Consider the following 19,057-nt stretch of genomic DNA (forward strand, 5'->3'; position numbering starts at 1 on the left):
TTTTACTTTGACCAGTTAATTCCCCAGGCAACTGATCACCCTGAATGCACAGCGCTTATGAACACAAAAATACCTGCGGAGTACCTTCCTTTGGATGTTCACTCACCTGCACATCTGCGCCATACCAGCGGTTAATTATTGGTGCCTGAATAACAGCCTCCGGTGTCCCTTGTGCAACCAGTTTCCCCTGGTGCATCAACAACACCCGGCTGGCCCACAGTGCAGCCAGATTCAGGTCGTGCAGCACTGTGAAAACATGCAAGTTCTCCCCCGAAGTGAGGGTTTTCAGCAGGCGCATCAGGTGCTGCTGATAGCGTAGATCCAGGGCTGACGTAGGTTCATCAAGGAACAACCAGCCTTGTGGTGCGCCATTATGCCATAGTTGTGCCAGGCAACGAGCCAGTTGCACACGCTGTTGTTCACCACCCGATAATGTGCCACACAGCCGGTTGGCAAACGTATCGCAACCGGTAAGCGCCAGCACTTGCTGCACTATACTGTGTTCATGTTGTGGCCCCCAGGGCGCGCGCCCCATTGCCACTACCGCCGCCACTGGCCAGTTTGCCAGCCCTCGGGTATGTTGCAACATAACTGCCCGCTGGCGAGAAAGCGCTTGTGCAGGCCAGCCAGAAAGCGGCTGGCCTGCTAACAGTAACTCTCCGTTTTCTGCTGGCAGATAACCGGTAAGCAGGCGCAATAGTGTCGATTTTCCCGCCCCGTTCGGGCCGATTAATGCCACTCGCTCCCCGGGCTTGAGTTCCAGAGAAATATCATCAACCAGCCAGCGAGCTTCCCGCTGTATGCGCAGGTTTTTCGCAATTAAGCTACCACTCACGGCCAATGCTCCTCTGGCGAAAAATAAGCCATAAAAACCAGGGGGCTCCCAGCAGGCTGGTAATCAGCCCAACCGGCATTTCTGCCGGAGCCACCAGTGTGCGAGCGGCCGTATCGGCAACCAGCAACAGCATTGCCCCGGCAAGGAGTGAACCCGGCACCAGAGCCCGGTGGTTCGGCCCCAGCCACATTCGTATCAAGTGCGGTATAACCAGGCCAATAAACCCAATAATACCGCTGACAGCAACAGAGGCCGCCACTAACAACGCACTGGAAAGCAGAAGTATTCGTTGCAACTGCGGCACATTGACACCCAGGTAGTGAGCTTCTTCTTCTCCCAGTTGCAGTAAGTCCAGTTGGCGACGGGCCAGACTGATAACGATGGCCGACGGCACAATAAATACGGCAGCCACGGCCAGGCTTGCCCATTGCGCCTGGCCGAGACTGCCCATGCCCCACTGGGAAAGCTGGCGTAGTTGAGAGTCGCTGCTTATCCAGGACAGCAGGCCGACAGCTGCGCCACACAGTGCATTAATGGCAAGCCCGACCAGCAGCAAACGCGACATCGCATTATCCTGAGCCTGGCTAAGGAGGAAAATGACCAGCATAACGGCCAGACTACCGATAAATGCTGCCACGACAGGCATCCATAGTGCTATCCAGGCAGGAACATGCAGGGGTAAAACCAGCCAGCAGGCAACAGCGAGTGCGCTACCGCTGCTAATCCCCAACAACCCCGGGTCAGCCAGCGGGTTGCGAAACAACCCCTGCATCACGCAGCCAGAGGCGGCCAGTGCTGCACCAAGGAGTAAAGCCAGAAGCACTCGCGGAAGGCGCACGGTCAGCCATATTTGGCGCAGAGCCTCTGCGCCCGGTTGCCATAACTGCCTTAAGGGCAATGACATTGCACCCTGCGTGGTGGCAAACAGTGTCAGCCCCAGCAGAAGCAATACCATTCCCCATAATGCCCAGGTCACAGCCCGTTGGTTCACGGGAGTTGCTCCGCTTTATGGCGCAACGCCAGCAGTGCCTGCGGGGTACGCAGGCCGAAACCGAGTAGTGCCATATCATCTACGAACAGCACTTGTTTATTGCGCCCTGCGGGGGTTTCCGCCAGACCCGGGAGTTTCCACAAACCGGCTTCACCCCCCAGACTTTTCAGGCCATCAGCGGAAATAACAATTAAGTCTGGTTTGCTGGCAATAATCCCTTCCTGAGACAAACCACGGTAGTGGGTGAAACCCTGCATGGCATTTTGCAGGCCAGCGGCACGAATGGCGCTGTCTGCCGCAGTTTCCTGCCCTGCGACCTGGGTTCCCATACCTCCGTGGCTCAATAAGAACAGCACCTGTTTGTTTAGCGGGGCTGTGGGCAGTGCGGCAATTTCAGCAGCCAGATGCCGGCGTAATTTTTCGCCCGGAGCGGTTTTTCCCAGTGCGGCGGCTACCACAGCAATTTTTTGGTCGATAGCAGACAGTGTGTTATCGCCGGGAACAGTGACGACCCTGACATGGTTTTCCGCAACGGTATTCAATACCGATGACGGTTGTGCCTGGCTTCCTGCCAGCACCAGCGTTGGGTGAAGTGACAAAATACCTTCGGTATTCAACTGACGGACATAACCGACATCCGGCAGTTTGTTCGCCGCCTCAGGCCAGGTGCTGGTGGTGTCTCGCCCAACCAGTTCAGCCTGCGCACCCAGTGCCCAGGCTATTTCGGTAATGTCTCCGCCCAGCGTAATCACCCGGGGAGTGGCAGATAACACCCAAAAAGGCACAACCATCAATAACAACAGATATTTTTTCATACCACAGTTCCTGCCTTGCACAGTGCGTCCACTTGCTCACGCCACAGTGCCTGTTCTGGTTCCCCCTCTCTGCGCTGACCATACAACTGCGCGATTTGTGTGCCATCTTCAGCAAACAGCTCCAGACTGGTGACATGCCCATCCGCGGTGGGTTTGCGCGTAACCCAGCTTTCTGCAATTGCGGCATCATCCAGGTGTAGCGTGAAGCGTTCATTGAAAATGTTGAACCAGCCTTTCATCGGTGCCAGCTTTTCGAGTTTCCCGGTGAAAATTTGCACGCACCCGCGGTTACCGACAAAAATCATAATTTCGTTCCCTTGCTGTAAAACGGTTTCCAGCAGAGTGGGCAGGGCGGTGTTGCTGACCTGGCAGGCGAGATCATTGCCCACCAGACGAAAAGCCTGCTGGCGTGAAATCCGGTGTTTTTTCAACAGGCCAAAGAACTGATGCACATCTGTGAGCGCTCGCCATTCCTGGTCCACCGCCACGCCATCGGCTTGTTGTGCGTACTGTGCAGTTTCTGCTGCGCTGATGGTCAACGCCATGGGGTCCTGTGCTGTAAAACGGGCTACCAGTGCGCTCCATTCCACCATGCGGGTTTGTGCCGTGGCCCAGACTTTTAAAATGGCATCGCCTTGTGCATCAAAAAATTGAATACTCTGGCGTACCCCGTGCAGCCCCTGTTCACGCAGGAGGAAAACACTGGCCCAGTGGTTCAAAAACAGGCGTAAATCCAGGGCGCGTGGGTTAAGCACTAAACCGGCATGCTCACCGATACGTTGGTTGGTAAAACTGCCCAATTGCTCGTGAACGGCCCAGTTATTGCGGCAAATACATTTTGTTTCACCAACGGTTTCCAGCGCGGCGATGATATCGGCGATTTCACCACACAGTCGCACGGCATCGTGCCCCACACGGGCACAGGCGAGTTCAGCTTCGCTAACAGACAGCGTACTGGCGATATCCCGGGCGTATTTCCCCGGCTCATGGTTTTTTATTGCCTGATATTCTTGCCAGATGGCAGCGAAATCGGGTGTCAGTAATGCAGGCATATTTTTATTCTCTGTGTGAAAGTAAATACCCCCGGCAGCGATACCGGGGGGCAGGATCCCCTGCGAATAAAGTTGAAATAATGGTGATGGAATTAGAAATCCACGTTCACGCCCAATTGCCAGGTACGCCCGGGCATTACGGCTAATGCTTTGTCGTAAGCATCCTGTGCGGTTGATTCCTCAATGGTTCTGCTGCTCAGGTAATCCCAGTATTTACGGTCTGTGATGTTATAGACCCCACCACGGATTTTGACGTGCTCTGCCACTTTCCACCACGCGGTCCAGTCCAGCAGGCCATAACCCGGCACCCGCATATATTCGCTGCTGGCGCTGGTAATCGCTGAGCCGGTGTTGGTGTAAGACTCCCGGTTGGTGGCCGTTGCGCGTTTGCCTTTCACAAAAGTGGCCGTAAGGGCTGTACCGTAACGTTTTGCCGGGTCGTCCCATGCCACCCCAATCACTGCTTTCATTGGCGCTACGCTGTCCAGGTCTACATATTTGTCGCCCAGGTAGCTGGATTTGGATTTCCCTTCGGTATAACCCAGTGCCAGCGTGGTGCTCAGGCCATCCACTTGCTCAAACCAGGTGCCATAGTTAATTTTTGCGCTAATTTCCCCGCCCCATATATAAGCTTTATCGCGGTTCTCAGCCTGGTAAATGGTATAGATGTTGGACGGTACATTAGTGAATTTGGCTGCATTACCTGAGCGGGTGTAACGGGTATAAGCGATAAAGTTTTTATAGCTGTTGTAGAACATGGCAGTATGCAGCGTGACACCTTCAGTCACTTCGCCTTTCAGGCCCAGTTCGAAGTTATTACTGGTTTCAGTTTTTAAATCAGTATTCCCCACCAGTGCATATTGCTGGCTGCCTGCGTAGCTGGAACCCATATTCCATGAACCGTACAACTGGCTGGCGTTCGGGAACTCTGCACCGCGTTTATATTGCAGGTAAGTCATCAGGCGCGGAGTAATGTCGTACTGGAATGTCAGTGACGGCAGTAACTGGGTGTCTGAGTTTTTGCCATATAAAGCAGCCACTTCTGATTCATCCAGTACTGTGCTGTTGCTGGTCAGGCTGGAGAGGTTTTCTGGCTTGATTGACTGATGAACCACGCGCACGCCAGGAATAATGGCAAAATGGTGCCCGTCTGGAGTGAAGTTGATCTGATCCTGCATGAACGCGCCCAGCGTGTAGCTACGGCTGTCGGCTTCAGGTTGCATTATCTCGCTGTAAACACTGGGCAACGGATTCTGGCTGAACGGGCGTTTGGTTTGCGTGGTGCTGGCATTAAATCCGGCACTCAGGTCGTGGCGGCCAATGGTTTTTGCCAGCGCGTTCTGGATACCCCAGGTGTCGGTATCGTAGTTGGAATTTACCGTCTCCATGGTGGCGGTGACACTGTCTGGCATGTAAGTGTTGTCATGGGCTTCAGTGTGCTGGTAATAAACTTTGGTGGACATGCTGTCCAGCCAGTCATTCATTGGTGTCCAGTCATCTTTCAGGCTGAGGCCCCAGCGGCGAGTTTCGCTGGTCTGGGCTGCGGTGCCAATCACGGAACTGCCACTGCTGTTCCATGCATCGTAGTGGGTATGATTGGTTTTATGGTAGTAATCCAGCGTACCGGTAAACTTGTGCTGGTCGTTGGGTTGCCAAATTCCCGATGCCATCATGGCATCTGAATGCCAGTTAGCCGGGTAAGCACTGAGTGTCCCGCTGTTATTGCGTGTTTCTTGCCCATCGCGGCGGCTGTAAACAAACACGCCACGCAGGTTATCATCCCCTGCGGCGCTGGTTATCCCGTTGTGCCAGCTACGGTCTGCTGAGTCATAATCACTTTGGTAACCGAAATAGGTTTCTTTACCTGGATGCAGGTAATCATCTGCGGATTTCGGCCGGAAAGAGACATTTCCCCCAATTGAGGTATTCGCCTGGTCGGTTGCTGTTGCTCCGGATTCAATATCGACACTGCCGTACATGTAAGGGTCGATATAATCGCGGCCAATGCCAAAGGTATTCAGCCCGGCGCGGCTAACATAACTGCGCCCGGTGGCATCAGGTTGTGGGATCCCGTCCACATCAATACCAACACGGTTACTCTCCAGACCCCGAATGTTGTAGCCAGTATAGCCGCCGCGGTCGAAACCGCTTTTACCATTACCGGAACCACCACTGGCACCTGTTGCGCTGATTAAGGGTTCATAGCGCATTACAGAGCCAAAGTCATTTGCGCCTTTATTCTGTAATTCCTGAGCACTGACTGAATGATTGCTGCCCGCTTTTTGTGCCGGAGCAGGAGCGGTTACTACCATTTTTTCAGCGGTATCTTGTTTTGTCTCTGTGGCGTTGGTTGTAGCTGTACCGGTGTCTGATGCCAGAACAGAGGTGTGGTACAGCGCTGCGAGTAGCGATGTCGCCAGCATGCTTTTCCGGAAACAGTGCGGAAAAAATTGCGATTTATACATAATGTTTTGTAAGCCTTAGCATTTATTAGTATCCGGCTCACGCCTTCCTTCCAGTAACCCCGCCAATGGGTAAGGGCCAGTCTGACTATTCGCGCGTATTGTTATTTTTTGTGAATGATAATAATTATGATTATCATATGCAATACAGTAATTGGATTATTCTCATTGCGGTTGGTTGCATCGTGGTGCTGTGGGAGCTTCGGTGGAAAAGACTTACATAACAGAGCAGTACCCGGCTACAGTGAGTGTCGCCGGGTACTATTGAACAACAGAAATGCGGTTTTCAGGTTTCAGGCATTCAGTGCCTGGGCCAGGGTACGAAAGGCATTGAGCTGGGCGGTTAATAGCTGTTTGTGCTCGTCCCGGCCAATAAAGATTTTGAACATCGCGTTTCCCGTACTATTGAGAAACAGGATTGAGGCTGTATCCATACCCATAAAACGGCGTTCAACAAAGGCTATGTGATGGCAATTATCAGCCCGAATATGCCCTGAAACACCTTGTTTGCCGCGCAGGTTAAAATACCCCTGGCGGTGAAATCCTGAAGGCAGAACCCCTGAAAATTCCAAAATAACATCTTCGGTATGTACCAGCAGGGTAACGGTGCCCCATTCACCCGCTTGTGACCAGATATTATCAAAATGGCTGCCTGGTACGATAACCGCGCCGGGAAGATGGCTGATAACCTCCCTGAGCGATGTGTTGTACTGGCTGGCGATAGACTCCAGTGTGCCTTCCGGCTGAGTTGCCAGAAACTGCGTTAATGTATTGAGACTCATAAACCACTCCGTGCGGGTTGTTCATTGGCTGTTGTTTGGGTATTTAACTGTGGGAGGAGAGCCTGTAGTGCTTGCAGGATATTGCTTGCCCAAAAACGCCCTTCGTTTGTGAGCCGGATGCAGGTTGAGGCATCCTGCGTTAGCCCGGCGAGATGCCACTGTTGTAATAATGGTTCCAGTTCACTGGCGTGTGCCGTCAGTTCTGGCAGCGGGATACGTGCGGTTTCGACTGCAGCCTGGAGCTGATGCCGCCATTGGTAACTGGCTTCCATTGGGCGCATCATCACCATGACTGGCTTTGCGTGGGCTGCAACCATGCCATGCCAGGCGTCCAGATTGCGCTGGTTCATCCATGACCAGCCGTTCACCGAGCCACCAGCCCCGGCACCAAATGCCAGACAATCTGCTCCCTGTTTTATCAGCAGGTTATAGATATTGCGCTCACGGGGAGTGCCTGCCCAGTGGCTGTTGCTGATACAGCGCCAGCCAGCCTGTTGCATAAAATCACAACCCTGCAGGTAACGGTCGCGTCGCTCTGCAGGCGATGCTACCTGAGTGCGCCCATTGGCAACTGCTTTGCCCAGCGGGGTATCGGCAAACAGGTTGAGCGCATAGAGGTCAACACCATCCAGCCCGATATCCCGGGCTATAGTCAAGTCTTGCCCCCAGTTATCAGCATTCTGCCCGGGCAGGCCGAACATTAAGTCACAGACAACAGCGGCCTTATCCCGGCGAACAAGGTTTTCCATAAAGGCAACGGCTTCCGGGCCACTGGCAGTACGGGCCATTTTTTTGCGAATTTTACTGTTAAAAGACTGAATCCCAATGGAAAAACGGTTTGCACCGGCATCCAGGCAAGCATCTATTCGATTATCATCGAAATTCAGTACCCGCCCTTCAATGGTAATTTCACAATCTGGTGCCAGCGGCAACCGTTCACGCAGGGTGGTAATGATACGTGCCAGATCACCCGCAGCCAGTGCAGAAGGTGTTCCTCCTCCAAAGTAAACGCCATGAACAGGTGCTGACTGACACAATACGCTGTCTGCTTCCTGCTCTATTTCCTGCAATAAGCGCTCGGTGTAGTGTGCACAAAGCTGTTCATTGTAACGGTTCTGGTAAAATCCGCAGAAGGTACAATGTGTTGCACAGAAAGGAATATGCAGATAAACCAGCCGTTTACGTGGTGGTGCAGGGTGGTTTATCAGGTGTTGCCAGCTTTCGTGTACTTTCTCTTTGGCAACTGGAGCTGAACCGCGCCAGGGCATGGTTGCACTCCGGTCTTCAAACGGTTGCCCGCCTGCCTGGGCAAACCAGGGGGTAAGGTCCAGAACTGAGTTATTTTTCAACATATATAGATATTTTCATCTTTTTGCTATGTGTTCATTTGCGAAATAAATGCAAATGATAATCAATTGTATTTATAAGAATGGTGACGCAGGATGTCCAGCGTCAGAAAAAGAATTGCGGTGGGTTGTTGATAAATATCAAATCCTGTTGCACTGCACAGCCATGGATGCAGCGACAAGCAGAAGTAGAAGTAACGCAGCCCGGATGAGTTGCCGGAAGTGTGTGAATTCGTTACCTGGCTATGTGGTACTTTCCCAGGCCAGATAAAGAATTAATAGGGTTTTGTGGCTGGCCCTTTGGCCTGAACAGGATAACTGCACAGGGGGGATAGCCTGTGCAGCATGTTTTTTAGCCTGTTATTCATTACCCCATTGGTTGAGGAAATTGGCAATTTCATCAATACGTTGTGCATTAATGCCGGCTTCGGTTGCCATGTCTGCCTGAGCCTGTTCGCTAATTTCTTCGTTATTCATTAAACGGGTAATCAGCAACTGGAAATAGTGCGCCAGCGCATCGCGTTCAGCATCGCTAACTGCCTGTTCAGTTTCAGTCGAATACTCATCTACGATGTCATAAAATTTGAGCGGTATGGCCTGGTTCATTGGTTGTCCCCGGAGGTTAAGTTGGTGCCTGTGGGCAGGCTTAGTACATTGCTGTGATAATACCATTCTTGCCAGGTTTCCTGGCACAAATTGCGTAAACCTGCCGTGGCTGGTGGTACTGGCTACCAGACTGCCACGGCGAGTGATTTCACTCGTGGCCGTTTACTATTTGTAGCAGCGTTTGCCGGGCGTGAGCCAGGCGTGGTTTGCGTAATGCACTGGGTAGCCAAATCAGGCTGTAACGGATTTCTGTGTTGCTGACTGGTGCCAGTAGTTGGCTGAGTTTTCCTTGCTCAATTTCGCTATGGCATAAAAAGCCGGGCATGACTGTCCAGCCGAAGCCTTTACACAGCAGGGTGCGTTGCCCGCGTAAATCTTTTCCCACTACAGCAGGAAGCAGGGCTGTGCATGGGATCTTATTTTTATCCAGCCACTCTTTAATCAGTGACAGTTCAAGGTTGTAAGCCAGGAGTGGTTCCTTGAGTAAATCGTGAGCGAAGTTGTTGCTTTGGTTCAGGCGGGCAGCAATCTCCGGTGAAGCAACAGCAATAATTTTGTCTGTGAAAATAACTTCGCTTTTTAAGCGTGTATCGGTAACCGGGTGTGCGGTGATCCCCAGGTCACAGTGCCCTTCCAGCACCATCTGGGTAACCTCAGGGCCATCCCCGGTATGCAGATGTACCCGGATCCCACTCTGAAGTAATGGCAGAAGAACACCTGCCAGCTTTTCAGCCACAAAGTCTGAGTGGCCAATAATTTGTAATGTGCCGGAGACATCCATGGAACGCGCCCTGGCTGAGGCCAGAGCCGATTCTGCGGCGTCGAGTTTATCGCCGATATCTGCCGCTAAATCGTCAGCGGTTGCTGTCGGGAAAACGCCCTGTGATTGTCGTTCAAACAACGGCCTGCCTATTGCGACTTCCAGCCCACTGATATGTTGCGACACGGCGGGTTGTGTCAGGTTCAGGGCGCGGGCCGCCGCTGAAATGGAGTGCTGGCGGTAAACTTCCATAAAGGTACGTAATCGTATTAAAGACACAACTCACCCATAAATTTATTTATATCCCTGTGAAAATAGCGTTGTTACCACCTGAACGCCAGAATCTTTAAGCTGTCCGCAATCAATAATCAAGACGACGGGACAGGTAATTAACATGACGCCGCAACAACATTTTCAGGATTTGTCAGCCATTCTTCACAGCATGAAGGCGTTTCATCTGCAACACGGGCCTGCTACTGCCCAGATACGACGTGACCGGTTAATGCGAAGTGCTAACCTGATACGTGAAAACTATGCCGGGCTGACAAAAGCCATCAGCGACGATTTTGGTCACCGTAGCGGGTACCAGACCATGGCAGCAGACCTGATAACCACAATCAATATGCTTACCCATTCCGCCGATAATCTGGATCAGTGGATGCAACCGGAGATTGCCGCAGTACCCGTTGACGGCATGCAGGCATGGACCGAGCCACAACCATTAGGTGTTGTTGGGATTATCAGCCCGTGGAATTTCCCCATTAACCTGGCTTTTGGCCCACTTGCCGGTGTTTTCGCCGCAGGTAATACCGCCATGCTGAAACCGTCTGAGTTGACCCCCAGAACGTCGGAACTGCTTGCTGAATTGGTGCCCCGTTATTTTTCGCCAAATGAGTTAACTGTGGTTCTGGGCGATGCCGATACCGGGCAGGCCTTCAGCCGTTTGTCCTTCGACCACCTGGTCTTTACTGGTAGCACGGTTGTTGGCCGCCATGTGATGCGCGCCGCAGCAGAAAATTTGGTGCCGGTAACGCTGGAGTTGGGCGGCAAATCTCCCGTGGTGGTTGACGTTGACGCCGACCCTGTCGTTGCCGCAGAGCGTACGTTAACCATAAAGACATTCAATGCCGGGCAAATTTGTATCTCTCCTGATTATGTGTTGCTCCCTCAGGAGCAAGAATCAGCATTTGTGGAGGCTGCACAGGCATTTGTAGGCAAAACTTTCCCGACACTGCAAAGCAATGAAGACTACACCTCTATTATTAACGAACGGCATTTCTTACGCCTTTTGAACTTGCTTGAGGATGCACAGCGTAAAGGTGCCCGGGTCATTAGCCTGGCACCGGGTAATGAGCCCGCTTTCGATAACCAGAGCAGGAAAATCGCCCCCCATATTATTCTTGGTGTAACGGAAGAGATGCTGGTGATGCAGGAGGAGATTTTCGGCCCACTGCTCCCGGTGAAAACGTATTCTTCCGATGTCAGTGAAGCTATCCGTTATATCAATGCAGGCCCGCGCCCACTGGCGGTGTATTACTTCGGCCATGATGCTGAACGCCAGAAGCAGGTTCGGTTACAAACAACGTCTGGTGCACTGGTTATCAACGATGTGATGACTCATGCTTCTATAAACAGCCTGCCATTTGGTGGTGTGGGGGCATCCGGTACTGGTGCTTATCACGGCGTGCACGGTTTCCGTCGCTTCAGCCATATTAAACCAGTCGTTGTCCAGGAGAGTGCCGGGCACTCTAATCTTCGCCTTCGCGCACCTTACCAGGACAAGGTAACAGCCGCTGAAGCATTTCTAAAAAACTAAACCATCTGTACTGCCGATATTCAGGAGTAAATATGAAAATTTTAATGGTTCTGACTTCACATTCCGCATTAGGTAACACCGGTAAGAAAACCGGGTTTTGGCTGGAAGAGTTTGCCGCCCCTTATTATGTCTTTAAGGATGCAGGCGCTGAAGTGGTGCTGGCTTCACCTGCGGGTGGCCAGCCGCCGCTGGATCCCAAAAGTGATTTGCCTGACTTCCAGACTGCGCTAACGGAACGTTTCAAAACCGATAAAGTTGCTCAGGATGCGCTGGCAAATACAGTCAAACTGGAGACGGTATCGCCAGCGGATTTCGATACCGTTTTTTACCCTGGTGGTCACGGGCCGTTATGGGATTTGGCTGAATCCAGCACATCTATTGAACTGATTGAGTCATTTAACCGTGCCGGGAAGCCAATTGCGTTTGTGTGCCACGCGCCAGGTGTATTGCGCCATGTGAAAAATAGCCAGGGTGAGTTGCTGATTAAAGGGCGTAATGTCACGGGTTTTACCAATAGCGAAGAGGACGCTGTTGAATTAACTCATGTGGTGCCGTTCCTGATTGAGGATGAGTTTATCGCAGCGGGCGCGAAGTATTCTAAAGGCCCTGACTGGATGCCGTATGTTGTGGAAGATGGCAACCTGATTACTGGCCAGAACCCTGCAAGCTCAGAGGCTGTGGCTGCCGCTTTACTGAAAAAAGTGCAGTAACGCGTAGAAGTGGGATAACCCGTTGAGTGCACTGGTATGCATACCAGTGCACTCTGGTAAAACTTATGGGGCTATTGAATGAGAGCCTAATAAAACGCCCTGCCTTCTGTATTGTTTTGTAAATTGTTTTTTGCATTTTGCTGGCTATAACGGTATAACATGTGTCATTCGGAAGTTTAGACGTCTATACGTTCGGAAGGTAAAATGCAGGACTCCACCACATCGCACGCGGCCCAGCAGCAGGAAGAAGGGCGGCTTAAACGCACAATGAAAACCCGCCATTTGATTATGCTCTCTTTAGGGGGCGTGATTGGCACCGGGCTGTTTTTTAACACCGGCTATATTATTTCCACTACCGGTGCTTTGGGCACATTACTGGCTTACCTGATTGGCGCACTGGTTGTCTGGCTGGTTATGCAGTGCCTGGGTGAGCTGTCTGTCGCCATGCCGGAAACCGGCGCATTCCATGTGTATTCAGCTCGCTACCTGGGGCCTGCTACTGGGTATACCGTGGCCTGGCTTTACTGGCTTACCTGGACTGTTGCATTAGGTTCGAGTTTTACCGCCGCGGGTTTTTGTATGCAGTACTGGTTCCCGCAAGTGCCGGTCTGGGTGTGGTGCCTGGTTTTTTGTGTGCTGATTTTCGGCCTGAATGTGGTGTCGACTCGCTTTTTTGCCGAAGGGGAGTTCTGGTTCTCAATTATTAAAGTTATCACCATTGTGGCATTTATTGTTCTGGGGGCGGCGGCCATCTTCGGCTTCTTGCCAATGAAAGATGGCTCACCCGCGCCTTTACTGCACAATATTACTGGTAATGGCTGGTTCCCTCATGGTGGCCTGCCCATTCTGATGACGATGGTTGCAGTGAACTTCGCATTTTCCGGAACCGAGCTAATTGGTATTGCGGCCGGTGAAACTGAAAACCCACAAAAAGTGATTCCGGTTGCCATCCGCACGACTATCGCCCGGTTGATAATCTTCTTTATTGGTACGGTTTTTGTACTGGCGGCATTAATTCCTGCAGACCAGGCTGGGGTGGTGAAAAGCCCATTTGTGCTGGTGTTCGAGAAAGTCGGGATCCCAGGTGCGGCCGATATCTTTAACTTCGTTATCTTAACGGCGATTCTCTCTGCCGCTAATTCCGGGTTATATGCCTCCGGGCGCATGCTGTGGTCGCTTTCCCGTGAACGCACGCTACCTGCCTGTTTCTCACGTCTTACCCACCGTGGTGTACCCCTCACTGCGTTATCTGTCAGCATGTTGGGTGGAGTGCTGGCGCTGTTTTCCAGTGTAGTCGCGCCTGATACGGTCTATGTAGCGCTTTCGGCGATTTCCGGGTTTGCAGTGGTGGCAGTTTGGCTAAGTATTTGTGCGGCGCATTACGTGTTCCGCCGCCAGCATATTGCCGCCGGGCGGGCGTTAAATGAATTGCATTACCGTGCGCCCTGGTTCCCGGTGACACCGATTTTAGGGTTTGTCTTGTGCCTGTTAGCCTGTGTTGGCCTGGCGTTTGACCCCGAGCAGCGTATTGCATTATGGTGCGGCCTGCCGTTTGTTGCCCTGTGCTACGGCGTTTATTACCTCACACAGTATCTGGCTAAACGTAACCAACCGGAGGTGGAACATGTCAGTGATTGATCCCGTACAAAACGCGTTGCAACACAGCTCTTTTTTAGTGCTGGATGGCGCAATGGCAACGGAGTTGGAAAACCGGGGATGCAACCTGGCAGACAGCCTCTGGTCGGCGAAAGTTCTGCTGGAAAACCCGCAACTGATTTACCAAGTCCACCTGGATTATTTCCGGGCCGGAGCACAGGTTGCCATTACGGCCAGTTACCAGGCAACTCCTGCCGGGTTTGCTGCACGCGGCATTAGCCATGAGCAGTCTCTGGCATTAATTACGCAAAGTGCACGCCTTGCCTGCCAGGCGCGTGAGGATTACCTGGCAGAACACTCAGGCTCCCCGGCGTTACTGGTTGCTGGTTCTGTTGGCCCATTTGGCGCTTTTCTGGCAGATGGCTCTGAGTACCGTGGCGATTACCAGCGCAGTGCTGCTGAATTCAAGGATTTTCACCGCCCGCGTATTGCGGCGTTAGTCCAGGGCGGTGTGGATCTGTTGGCCTGTGAAACCCAGCCCTCGTTTGCGGAAACCAAGGCATTAGTGGATTTACTGGCACAGGAATTTCCTGCGCTGCCGGCCTGGTTCTCGTTTACTTTGCGTGACAGTGAGCATTTGAGCGATGGTACGCCGCTGGCAACAGTGGTGAGTTTCCTGAAGGATTACCCGCAGGTTATTGCGGTGGGGGTGAACTGTATTGCGCTGGAGAAAACCACGGCTGCGTTAACCACGCTTCATAAGCTGACTGCGTTGCCACTGGTGGTGTACCCCAATTCAGGTGAACAATACGATGCTGTAACCAAAACCTGGCATCACAGTGGTGAAGCCTGCCACCAACTGGCTCACTATTTACCCGAGTGGCTGGCAACCGGAGCCCGGTTAATTGGTGGCTGTTGCCGTACTACACCGGCGGATATCGCAAGCATTGCGGCTGGGGCGCACAGCCATTAATTCTGGCAGATAAAAAAGGCCCATCCGGGTGGATGGGCAAGGTCAGAATCGCGCGCTTTCTGGCGCGCGCAACACATTTTCACTCAATATATTATTACTCAACACATTTCATAGCCGTGCTAATTGTATGGGTTCCCCAAATGCGCCATCTGTAGTGCAAACCTGTGCAGCAAAATCGGCACCGGCTTGCAGGCTGGTTACCAGGCTTTGCCCACTCAGGTGCGCCAGCAAGAACGCAGTAATAAAACCATCCCCGGCACCCAGCGTATCTACCGCTGTAATCGGTGTCGGGCGCTGGGTTAGCCATGTTTCACCATCGAATAATAACGCGCCTTCCGCACCACGGGTTGCCACGGCAATAGCGCCATTTTTGTGGTGCGCTTCGGCCAGTAACTCACGGGTTTCACTTAATGAACGTTCAGAACAGGAAAAGAAGGCATAGTCCAGCCACTGGCAGCAGGCCAGAGCATTGGCTGGGGTAAAGTCATCTGAAAAGTCATAACTGAGCAGGCCGGGAAGGCGCGCCAGTTGTGGCAACAGGTGTTCGGTATAGCTGTAAGCTGCACTGTGTATCAGAGAAAATTCACTAAGCCAGGGCAGATATTGCAGGATGAAATCCATGGGCGTGCGCTGGCGTACTCCACCAGCGTTCGAGCCCAAAAATACCCGGTCACCATCCTGAATAGTCAGTGTGGCAAAGCCACTTTCACCCGGGACATCCAGGCAGTGGTGGGTTTGAATCTGCCGGTTAGCCAGGATATTGCGAATATGTGCCGCCGCCACATCATCACCAAAAATACCCAAATAAGCGGCATTAGCATTGAGTTCATGGGCAAACACGCTGAAATTCAGCGCATTGCCTCCCGGATAACCAAGCCCGGTATGCTGATAGCGGTCAATAACATTATCGCCCAATCCCAGTACTTTCATTCTGCCCTCAGTATTCGATTTTGCCCATGTACCGGCGTGTTTCCAGTGGGTGCTGGCGAATGGTTGCCAGTGACGCGCGGTAATCACACATCACACTGTAGAACAGTATGGGGTTAAAGTAGTCCACTACACTGGCGTCTATTGCCCCAAGCCCCAGTTCGCGAGCATCAACAATTTCGGTTTTCTCTGCGTGTTGTGCCAGAAACTGGACCACACGTTCATCCAACGGGCGAGTCAGCCCTTCGTTAACCAGCACAATCCATGGTGTGGAATGGTCGGTAACTTCGAAAGGGCCGTGGAAGTATTCTCCGCTATGGATGCTGGCGGCGTTAAGCCATTGCATTTCCATTAATGAGCAGATAGCAAAACCATAGGCATGCCCATAGGATGCGCCACTCGACAGGACATAAAATAACGATTCATCAGCAAAACGCTGGGCAAAGTCTGCAATGCGGGCAGTGATTTTTTGGCGAGCACGGCTAATCAGTGTATCTATCATGCTCATACCGTGATGAAACGCGGAGTTGCTGGCATAACCTTCAGTGTGATTGAGTGCATTGACACACAGATTAAGGATGATAGCCATCGGGTTATTGACGACCTGGCTGGTGTCCCCCCATTCATAAAGAATGTGGCGCGTAGCCGCTTTTAACAGTGAAGCATCAGGATTATGTGTAAGGCAAATTGTGGCACTGCCATTTTGTTGTGCCAACTGCGCTGCTGCCACGGATTCCGGCGTGTTACCACCATGTGAGCAGACGATAGTCAGTGTTTGTGGGCCGAGTGTTTTCGGGGGTGCGTAGACAAACTCATTGGCTGTCATCATATAACTGCGCAGTTCACTGGCCTCACGGTTTAAAAAATAATGAGCCGGATACATATCGACCAGAGAGCCGCCACAGGCGACCAGGGCAATATGTTTTAGCGGTGAGGTTGCACTGAAGTGAGAGTGCAGTAAGTCGGTAATCAGCGTGGTGGTATTCATTTATTACTCGCCATAGACATTGAAACTAAAATATTTTTTTGCCAGTTTGTCGTAAGTGCCATTTGCCCGAATGGCCGCGATAGCGTCGTTTATTTGCGCCAGATGTACAGTATCTTCTTTGCGCAATCCGATTCCCGTGCCTGGGCCAAATATTGCAGGGTCTTTTACCTGGTCACCTTTTAGTTCGAAATTTTTGCCCTGAGGCTTCGTTAACAACGCCTCTGTCACGACTGTGGCATCGTCCAGTGTTCCGTCAATGCGCCCGGCCACCAGGTCGGCATAAACGGCTTCAGCGCTGGGGTAGGAAACCAATTCAACACCTTTATCTCGCCAGTGTCTTTGGGCGTAGACTTCGAATACTGAACCCTGCTGCACACCAATACGCTTCCCTTTCAGGCTTGCGGCCGTAGGGAGCAGAGCATTATTTTTCCCCGCAACCAGGTATGCCGGGGTGTTAAAGAGTTTATTGCTGAAGGCAATGGCTTTTTTGCGTTCATCTGTAATCGAAAGGGAGGACAGAATGGCATCGAATTTGCGGGCTTTCAGTGCAGGAATCAGCCCGTCAAAACTGTTTTCCACCCATTGGCACTTCACCTGCATTTGGGCACAAATCGCATTACCCAGATCGATATCAAAACCGGTAAGTGCACCAGTGGATGTTTTGGATTCAAACGGGGGAAATGTTGGGTCAGTCCCCAGGCGCAGTACTTCTTCTGCCCCCCAACCTGGGGACGCAATGCAACAGGCAACACTCAGGCACAACACAGACAGTACGCGCTTCATGATGATTCCTTAAGTTGACCATAAAAAAGACCATAAAATATATACTCATTGTCTCTTTGTTGTGCAATATATTTCTGTATAAAACTAAAATATATATTTATATTATGACGTTATGGTATATTTTTGTTGTGCGCAGGTAAAAGTGGCAGGCGATTAACGCACTGATTATAAAATGATAAAATTAAACCAATAACGGTCTGAATAACGGGTAATTTATACCATGAGTGATTTAGCAAGTGGGAAGCGGCGGCCACGTAAAGCCTATATTGAGGCCAAAAAAACATTGCTGGCGTACCTGAATACCCCAGAGTTTACTAATGGGGATCAAATCCCGCCGGAGCGTGAGCTGGTTGAGTTATTAGGTATCAGCCGCATGACACTACGCAAGATCCTGGCTGAGCTGGTTGAAGGAGGTATTCTTGAACGCAGGGGCAATCAGGGTACATGGCTGCGGCAGGCTGCGATTGCACGTCCCCTGACAACACCTGTAGAACAGGGTATTGGGCAGATAACCGAAATGAACGGAGCGAAGTCCGGGAGCCAGCTCTTGTATTTCCAGCAGGCGCCTGCCAGCACACGTATTGCGCGGTGGTTGCAAATTCAGCCCGGTGAGCCTGTTGTGGTTATCAAACGTTTGCGGCTCGCGGATGGTGAGCCATTTTGCCTTGAAACCAGCTATTTACCAGGGAACAGAGTACCTAGAATAACAAGGCAGATGCTTGAACAACAAGGTTCGTTGTACAAATTATTGGCTGAGTTTTACCACTTGCACGCGGCATCAGACAATGGCTCATTGCAGGTTGGCCGGATGAATGAAGAGGAACATACGTTGCTGCAGGTTCCACCAGACAGCCCGTCACTGGTATATCGGGGTACTATTAGCGATGGGCAGGGCATTCCATTGGAATACCTGGTGTCAGTTAACCACCCGGAACGGGTTGTGTTTAATGTGCAAAACCGTGGAATAGTTGTGGCACCGCAATCCCCGTTAATCGAGCCAGGCCATTAACCAGGGCATGGCAAAAGCACCTGGGGCCAGCATGGCAAATGCCCACACGCAGGCAGATGCCAGGTTTGCCAACTGAAAGGGCAGGCGTGGCATGGCACAAATACCCCCTACCAGCGGTACAATGGCGCGGAGTGGCCCAAAAAAGCGGCCAAAGAAAATACTCAGTGTGCCCCAACGCTCGAAGAAAGCGTGGCCGCGAGCCAGTAACCATGGCTTGCGTGAAAGTGGCCACCACTTTGTTACGCTGTCTTTAAAGTGATACCCCAGCCAGTATGAAACGCTGTCACCCAACCATGCACCCGCACTGGCTGCTGCCCACAGCCACCAGAATGGCACGATGCTGTCTGCCAACAAGGCACCAAGTGCCAGTAAAATAACGGTGGCGGGGAGCAACAGGGAAAGAAAAGCCAATGATTCGCCAAACGCCAGCAAAAATACAATTGGCGCAGCCCAATAGTGATGCTGGTTAATTAGTTCGCTCACCCAACGGGTTATTTCCTGAATGGACATGCCTTTATTCTCCCTGTGGTTATTTCGGCTTAATAGCATAGAGGCGGCAATAAAAACCATGGCTAAACAAGGCGATATCTGTGCTGATTTGTATCG

18 protein-coding genes are annotated in these 19,057 nt (G+C 51.8%); 5 read left to right on the plus strand and 13 right to left on the minus strand.

Going from position 1 to position 19,057, the window contains the following annotated elements:
- Window positions 1-55 precede the first annotated feature (55 nt).
- From LC084_RS01180 to LC084_RS01220, 9 genes are all read right to left on the minus strand, one after another.
- Window positions 56-835, minus strand: coding sequence for a heme ABC transporter ATP-binding protein (locus LC084_RS01180; RefSeq protein ID WP_226568630.1), 780 nt, complete (start codon window positions 833-835; stop codon window positions 56-58).
- Complete coding sequence (locus LC084_RS01185; RefSeq protein WP_226571098.1) at window positions 825-1,790, minus strand: FecCD family ABC transporter permease; 966 nt, start codon at window positions 1,788-1,790, stop codon at window positions 825-827. Before LC084_RS01185 ends, LC084_RS01180 begins: the two co-directional genes overlap by 11 nt.
- A 32-nt stretch (window positions 1,791-1,822) precedes the next feature.
- On the minus strand, window positions 1,823-2,641 hold the full coding sequence (locus LC084_RS01190) for a heme/hemin ABC transporter substrate-binding protein (RefSeq protein ID WP_226568631.1): 819 nt from the start codon (window positions 2,639-2,641) through the stop codon (window positions 1,823-1,825).
- On the minus strand, window positions 2,638-3,693 hold the full coding sequence (locus LC084_RS01195) for a hemin-degrading factor (RefSeq protein ID WP_226568633.1): 1,056 nt from the start codon (window positions 3,691-3,693) through the stop codon (window positions 2,638-2,640). Before LC084_RS01195 ends, LC084_RS01190 begins: the two co-directional genes overlap by 4 nt.
- 92 nt (window positions 3,694-3,785) lie before the next feature.
- On the minus strand, window positions 3,786-6,158 hold the full coding sequence (locus LC084_RS01200) for a TonB-dependent receptor domain-containing protein (RefSeq protein WP_226568634.1): 2,373 nt from the start codon (window positions 6,156-6,158) through the stop codon (window positions 3,786-3,788).
- 290 nt (window positions 6,159-6,448) lie between these two features.
- On the minus strand, window positions 6,449-6,937 hold the full coding sequence (hutX, locus tag LC084_RS01205; RefSeq protein ID WP_226568636.1) for a heme utilization cystosolic carrier protein HutX: 489 nt from the start codon (window positions 6,935-6,937) through the stop codon (window positions 6,449-6,451).
- Window positions 6,934-8,286 carry a heme anaerobic degradation radical SAM methyltransferase ChuW/HutW gene (gene hutW / locus LC084_RS01210; protein WP_226571099.1) on the minus strand — a complete coding sequence of 451 codons (1,353 nt, stop codon included), beginning with the start codon at window positions 8,284-8,286 and terminating at the stop codon, window positions 6,934-6,936. The genes hutX and hutW overlap by 4 nt, the downstream gene beginning before the upstream one ends.
- 357 nt (window positions 8,287-8,643) lie before the next feature.
- Window positions 8,644-8,889: a DUF2543 family protein gene (locus LC084_RS01215; RefSeq protein WP_226568638.1), complete on the minus strand. Its 246-nt coding sequence runs from the start codon at window positions 8,887-8,889 to the stop codon at window positions 8,644-8,646.
- Between the two features lie 148 nt (window positions 8,890-9,037).
- Window positions 9,038-9,928 (minus strand): LysR family transcriptional regulator, encoded by an 891-nt coding sequence (locus LC084_RS01220; RefSeq protein ID WP_226568640.1) that lies wholly within the window; start codon window positions 9,926-9,928, stop codon window positions 9,038-9,040.
- Window positions 9,929-10,016: 88 nt separating this feature from the next.
- On the opposite strand from LC084_RS01220, the gene LC084_RS01225 reads away from it, so the two are divergent.
- The 4 genes from LC084_RS01225 to mmuM all read left to right on the plus strand — a co-directional run bounded on the left by LC084_RS01225 (window position 10,017) and on the right by mmuM (window position 14,744).
- The gene (locus LC084_RS01225; RefSeq protein WP_226571100.1) at window positions 10,017-11,465 is read left to right on the plus strand and encodes a coniferyl aldehyde dehydrogenase; all 1,449 of its coding nucleotides are present in this window, start codon (window positions 10,017-10,019) and stop codon (window positions 11,463-11,465) included.
- Between the two features lie 32 nt (window positions 11,466-11,497).
- Window positions 11,498-12,175 (plus strand): type 1 glutamine amidotransferase domain-containing protein, encoded by a 678-nt coding sequence (locus LC084_RS01230; RefSeq protein WP_226568642.1) that lies wholly within the window; start codon window positions 11,498-11,500, stop codon window positions 12,173-12,175.
- A gap of 204 nt (window positions 12,176-12,379) precedes the next feature.
- Entirely contained in the window at window positions 12,380-13,813 is a 1,434-nt protein-coding gene (gene mmuP, locus LC084_RS01235; RefSeq protein WP_226568644.1) for an S-methylmethionine permease, read from the plus strand.
- The gene (gene mmuM, locus LC084_RS01240; RefSeq protein WP_226568646.1) at window positions 13,800-14,744 is read left to right on the plus strand and encodes a homocysteine S-methyltransferase; all 945 of its coding nucleotides are present in this window, start codon (window positions 13,800-13,802) and stop codon (window positions 14,742-14,744) included. Before mmuP ends, mmuM begins: the two co-directional genes overlap by 14 nt.
- Before the next feature lie 108 nt (window positions 14,745-14,852).
- On the opposite strand, the gene LC084_RS01245 is transcribed toward mmuM, so the two are convergent.
- The 3 genes from LC084_RS01245 to LC084_RS01255 are packed head-to-tail and all read right to left on the minus strand — an operon-like array spanning window position 14,853 to window position 17,442.
- On the minus strand, window positions 14,853-15,674 hold the full coding sequence (locus tag LC084_RS01245) for a PfkB family carbohydrate kinase (protein WP_226568648.1): 822 nt from the start codon (window positions 15,672-15,674) through the stop codon (window positions 14,853-14,855).
- A 7-nt stretch (window positions 15,675-15,681) separates the two neighbouring features.
- Complete coding sequence (locus tag LC084_RS01250; RefSeq protein ID WP_226568649.1) at window positions 15,682-16,659, minus strand: SIS domain-containing protein; 978 nt, start codon at window positions 16,657-16,659, stop codon at window positions 15,682-15,684.
- A gap of 3 nt (window positions 16,660-16,662) precedes the next feature.
- Window positions 16,663-17,442 carry an ABC transporter substrate-binding protein gene (locus LC084_RS01255; protein ID WP_226568651.1) on the minus strand — a complete coding sequence of 260 codons (780 nt, stop codon included), beginning with the start codon at window positions 17,440-17,442 and terminating at the stop codon, window positions 16,663-16,665.
- A gap of 220 nt (window positions 17,443-17,662) precedes the next feature.
- Between LC084_RS01255 and LC084_RS01260 the strand changes: the two genes are divergently transcribed.
- Window positions 17,663-18,451 carry a GntR family transcriptional regulator gene (locus LC084_RS01260; protein WP_226568653.1) on the plus strand — a complete coding sequence of 263 codons (789 nt, stop codon included), beginning with the start codon at window positions 17,663-17,665 and terminating at the stop codon, window positions 18,449-18,451.
- On the opposite strand, the gene LC084_RS01265 is transcribed toward LC084_RS01260, so the two are convergent.
- The gene (locus tag LC084_RS01265; protein WP_226568655.1) at window positions 18,431-18,961 is read right to left on the minus strand and encodes a DedA family protein; all 531 of its coding nucleotides are present in this window, start codon (window positions 18,959-18,961) and stop codon (window positions 18,431-18,433) included. The two genes, LC084_RS01260 and LC084_RS01265, sit on opposite strands and share 21 nt — an antisense overlap.
- Between the last annotated feature and the right edge of the window lie 96 nt (window positions 18,962-19,057).

Origin of the sequence: Mangrovibacter yixingensis (assembly GCF_020523985.1) — a bacterium.
GTDB classification, from domain to species: domain Bacteria; phylum Pseudomonadota; class Gammaproteobacteria; order Enterobacterales; family Enterobacteriaceae; genus Mangrovibacter; species Mangrovibacter yixingensis.

Bases quoted from the DNA above. Each gene is read 5' to 3' on its own strand.
- mmuP (WP_226568644.1), top strand. From the start codon at position 12,380: ATGCAGGACTCCACCACATCGCACGCGGCCCAGCAGCAGGAAGAAGGG.
- LC084_RS01255 (WP_226568651.1), bottom strand. From the start codon at position 17,442: ATGAAGCGCGTACTGTCTGTGTTGTGCCTGAGTGTTGCCTGTTGCATT.
- LC084_RS01185 (WP_226571098.1), bottom strand. From the start codon at position 1,790: ATGGTATTGCTTCTGCTGGGGCTGACACTGTTTGCCACCACGCAGGGT.
- LC084_RS01265 (WP_226568655.1), bottom strand. From the start codon at position 18,961: ATGTCCATTCAGGAAATAACCCGTTGGGTGAGCGAACTAATTAACCAG.
- LC084_RS01215 (WP_226568638.1), bottom strand. From the start codon at position 8,889: ATGAACCAGGCCATACCGCTCAAATTTTATGACATCGTAGATGAGTAT.
- LC084_RS01260 (WP_226568653.1), top strand. From the start codon at position 17,663: ATGAGTGATTTAGCAAGTGGGAAGCGGCGGCCACGTAAAGCCTATATT.
- LC084_RS01250 (WP_226568649.1), bottom strand. From the start codon at position 16,659: ATGAATACCACCACGCTGATTACCGACTTACTGCACTCTCACTTCAGT.
- hutX (WP_226568636.1), bottom strand. From the start codon at position 6,937: ATGAGTCTCAATACATTAACGCAGTTTCTGGCAACTCAGCCGGAAGGC.
- LC084_RS01195 (WP_226568633.1), bottom strand. From the start codon at position 3,693: ATGCCTGCATTACTGACACCCGATTTCGCTGCCATCTGGCAAGAATAT.
- LC084_RS01200 (WP_226568634.1), bottom strand. From the start codon at position 6,158: ATGTATAAATCGCAATTTTTTCCGCACTGTTTCCGGAAAAGCATGCTG.
- LC084_RS01245 (WP_226568648.1), bottom strand. From the start codon at position 15,674: ATGAAAGTACTGGGATTGGGCGATAATGTTATTGACCGCTATCAGCAT.
- LC084_RS01190 (WP_226568631.1), bottom strand. From the start codon at position 2,641: ATGAAAAAATATCTGTTGTTATTGATGGTTGTGCCTTTTTGGGTGTTA.
- mmuM (WP_226568646.1), top strand. From the start codon at position 13,800: ATGTCAGTGATTGATCCCGTACAAAACGCGTTGCAACACAGCTCTTTT.
- LC084_RS01230 (WP_226568642.1), top strand. From the start codon at position 11,498: ATGAAAATTTTAATGGTTCTGACTTCACATTCCGCATTAGGTAACACC.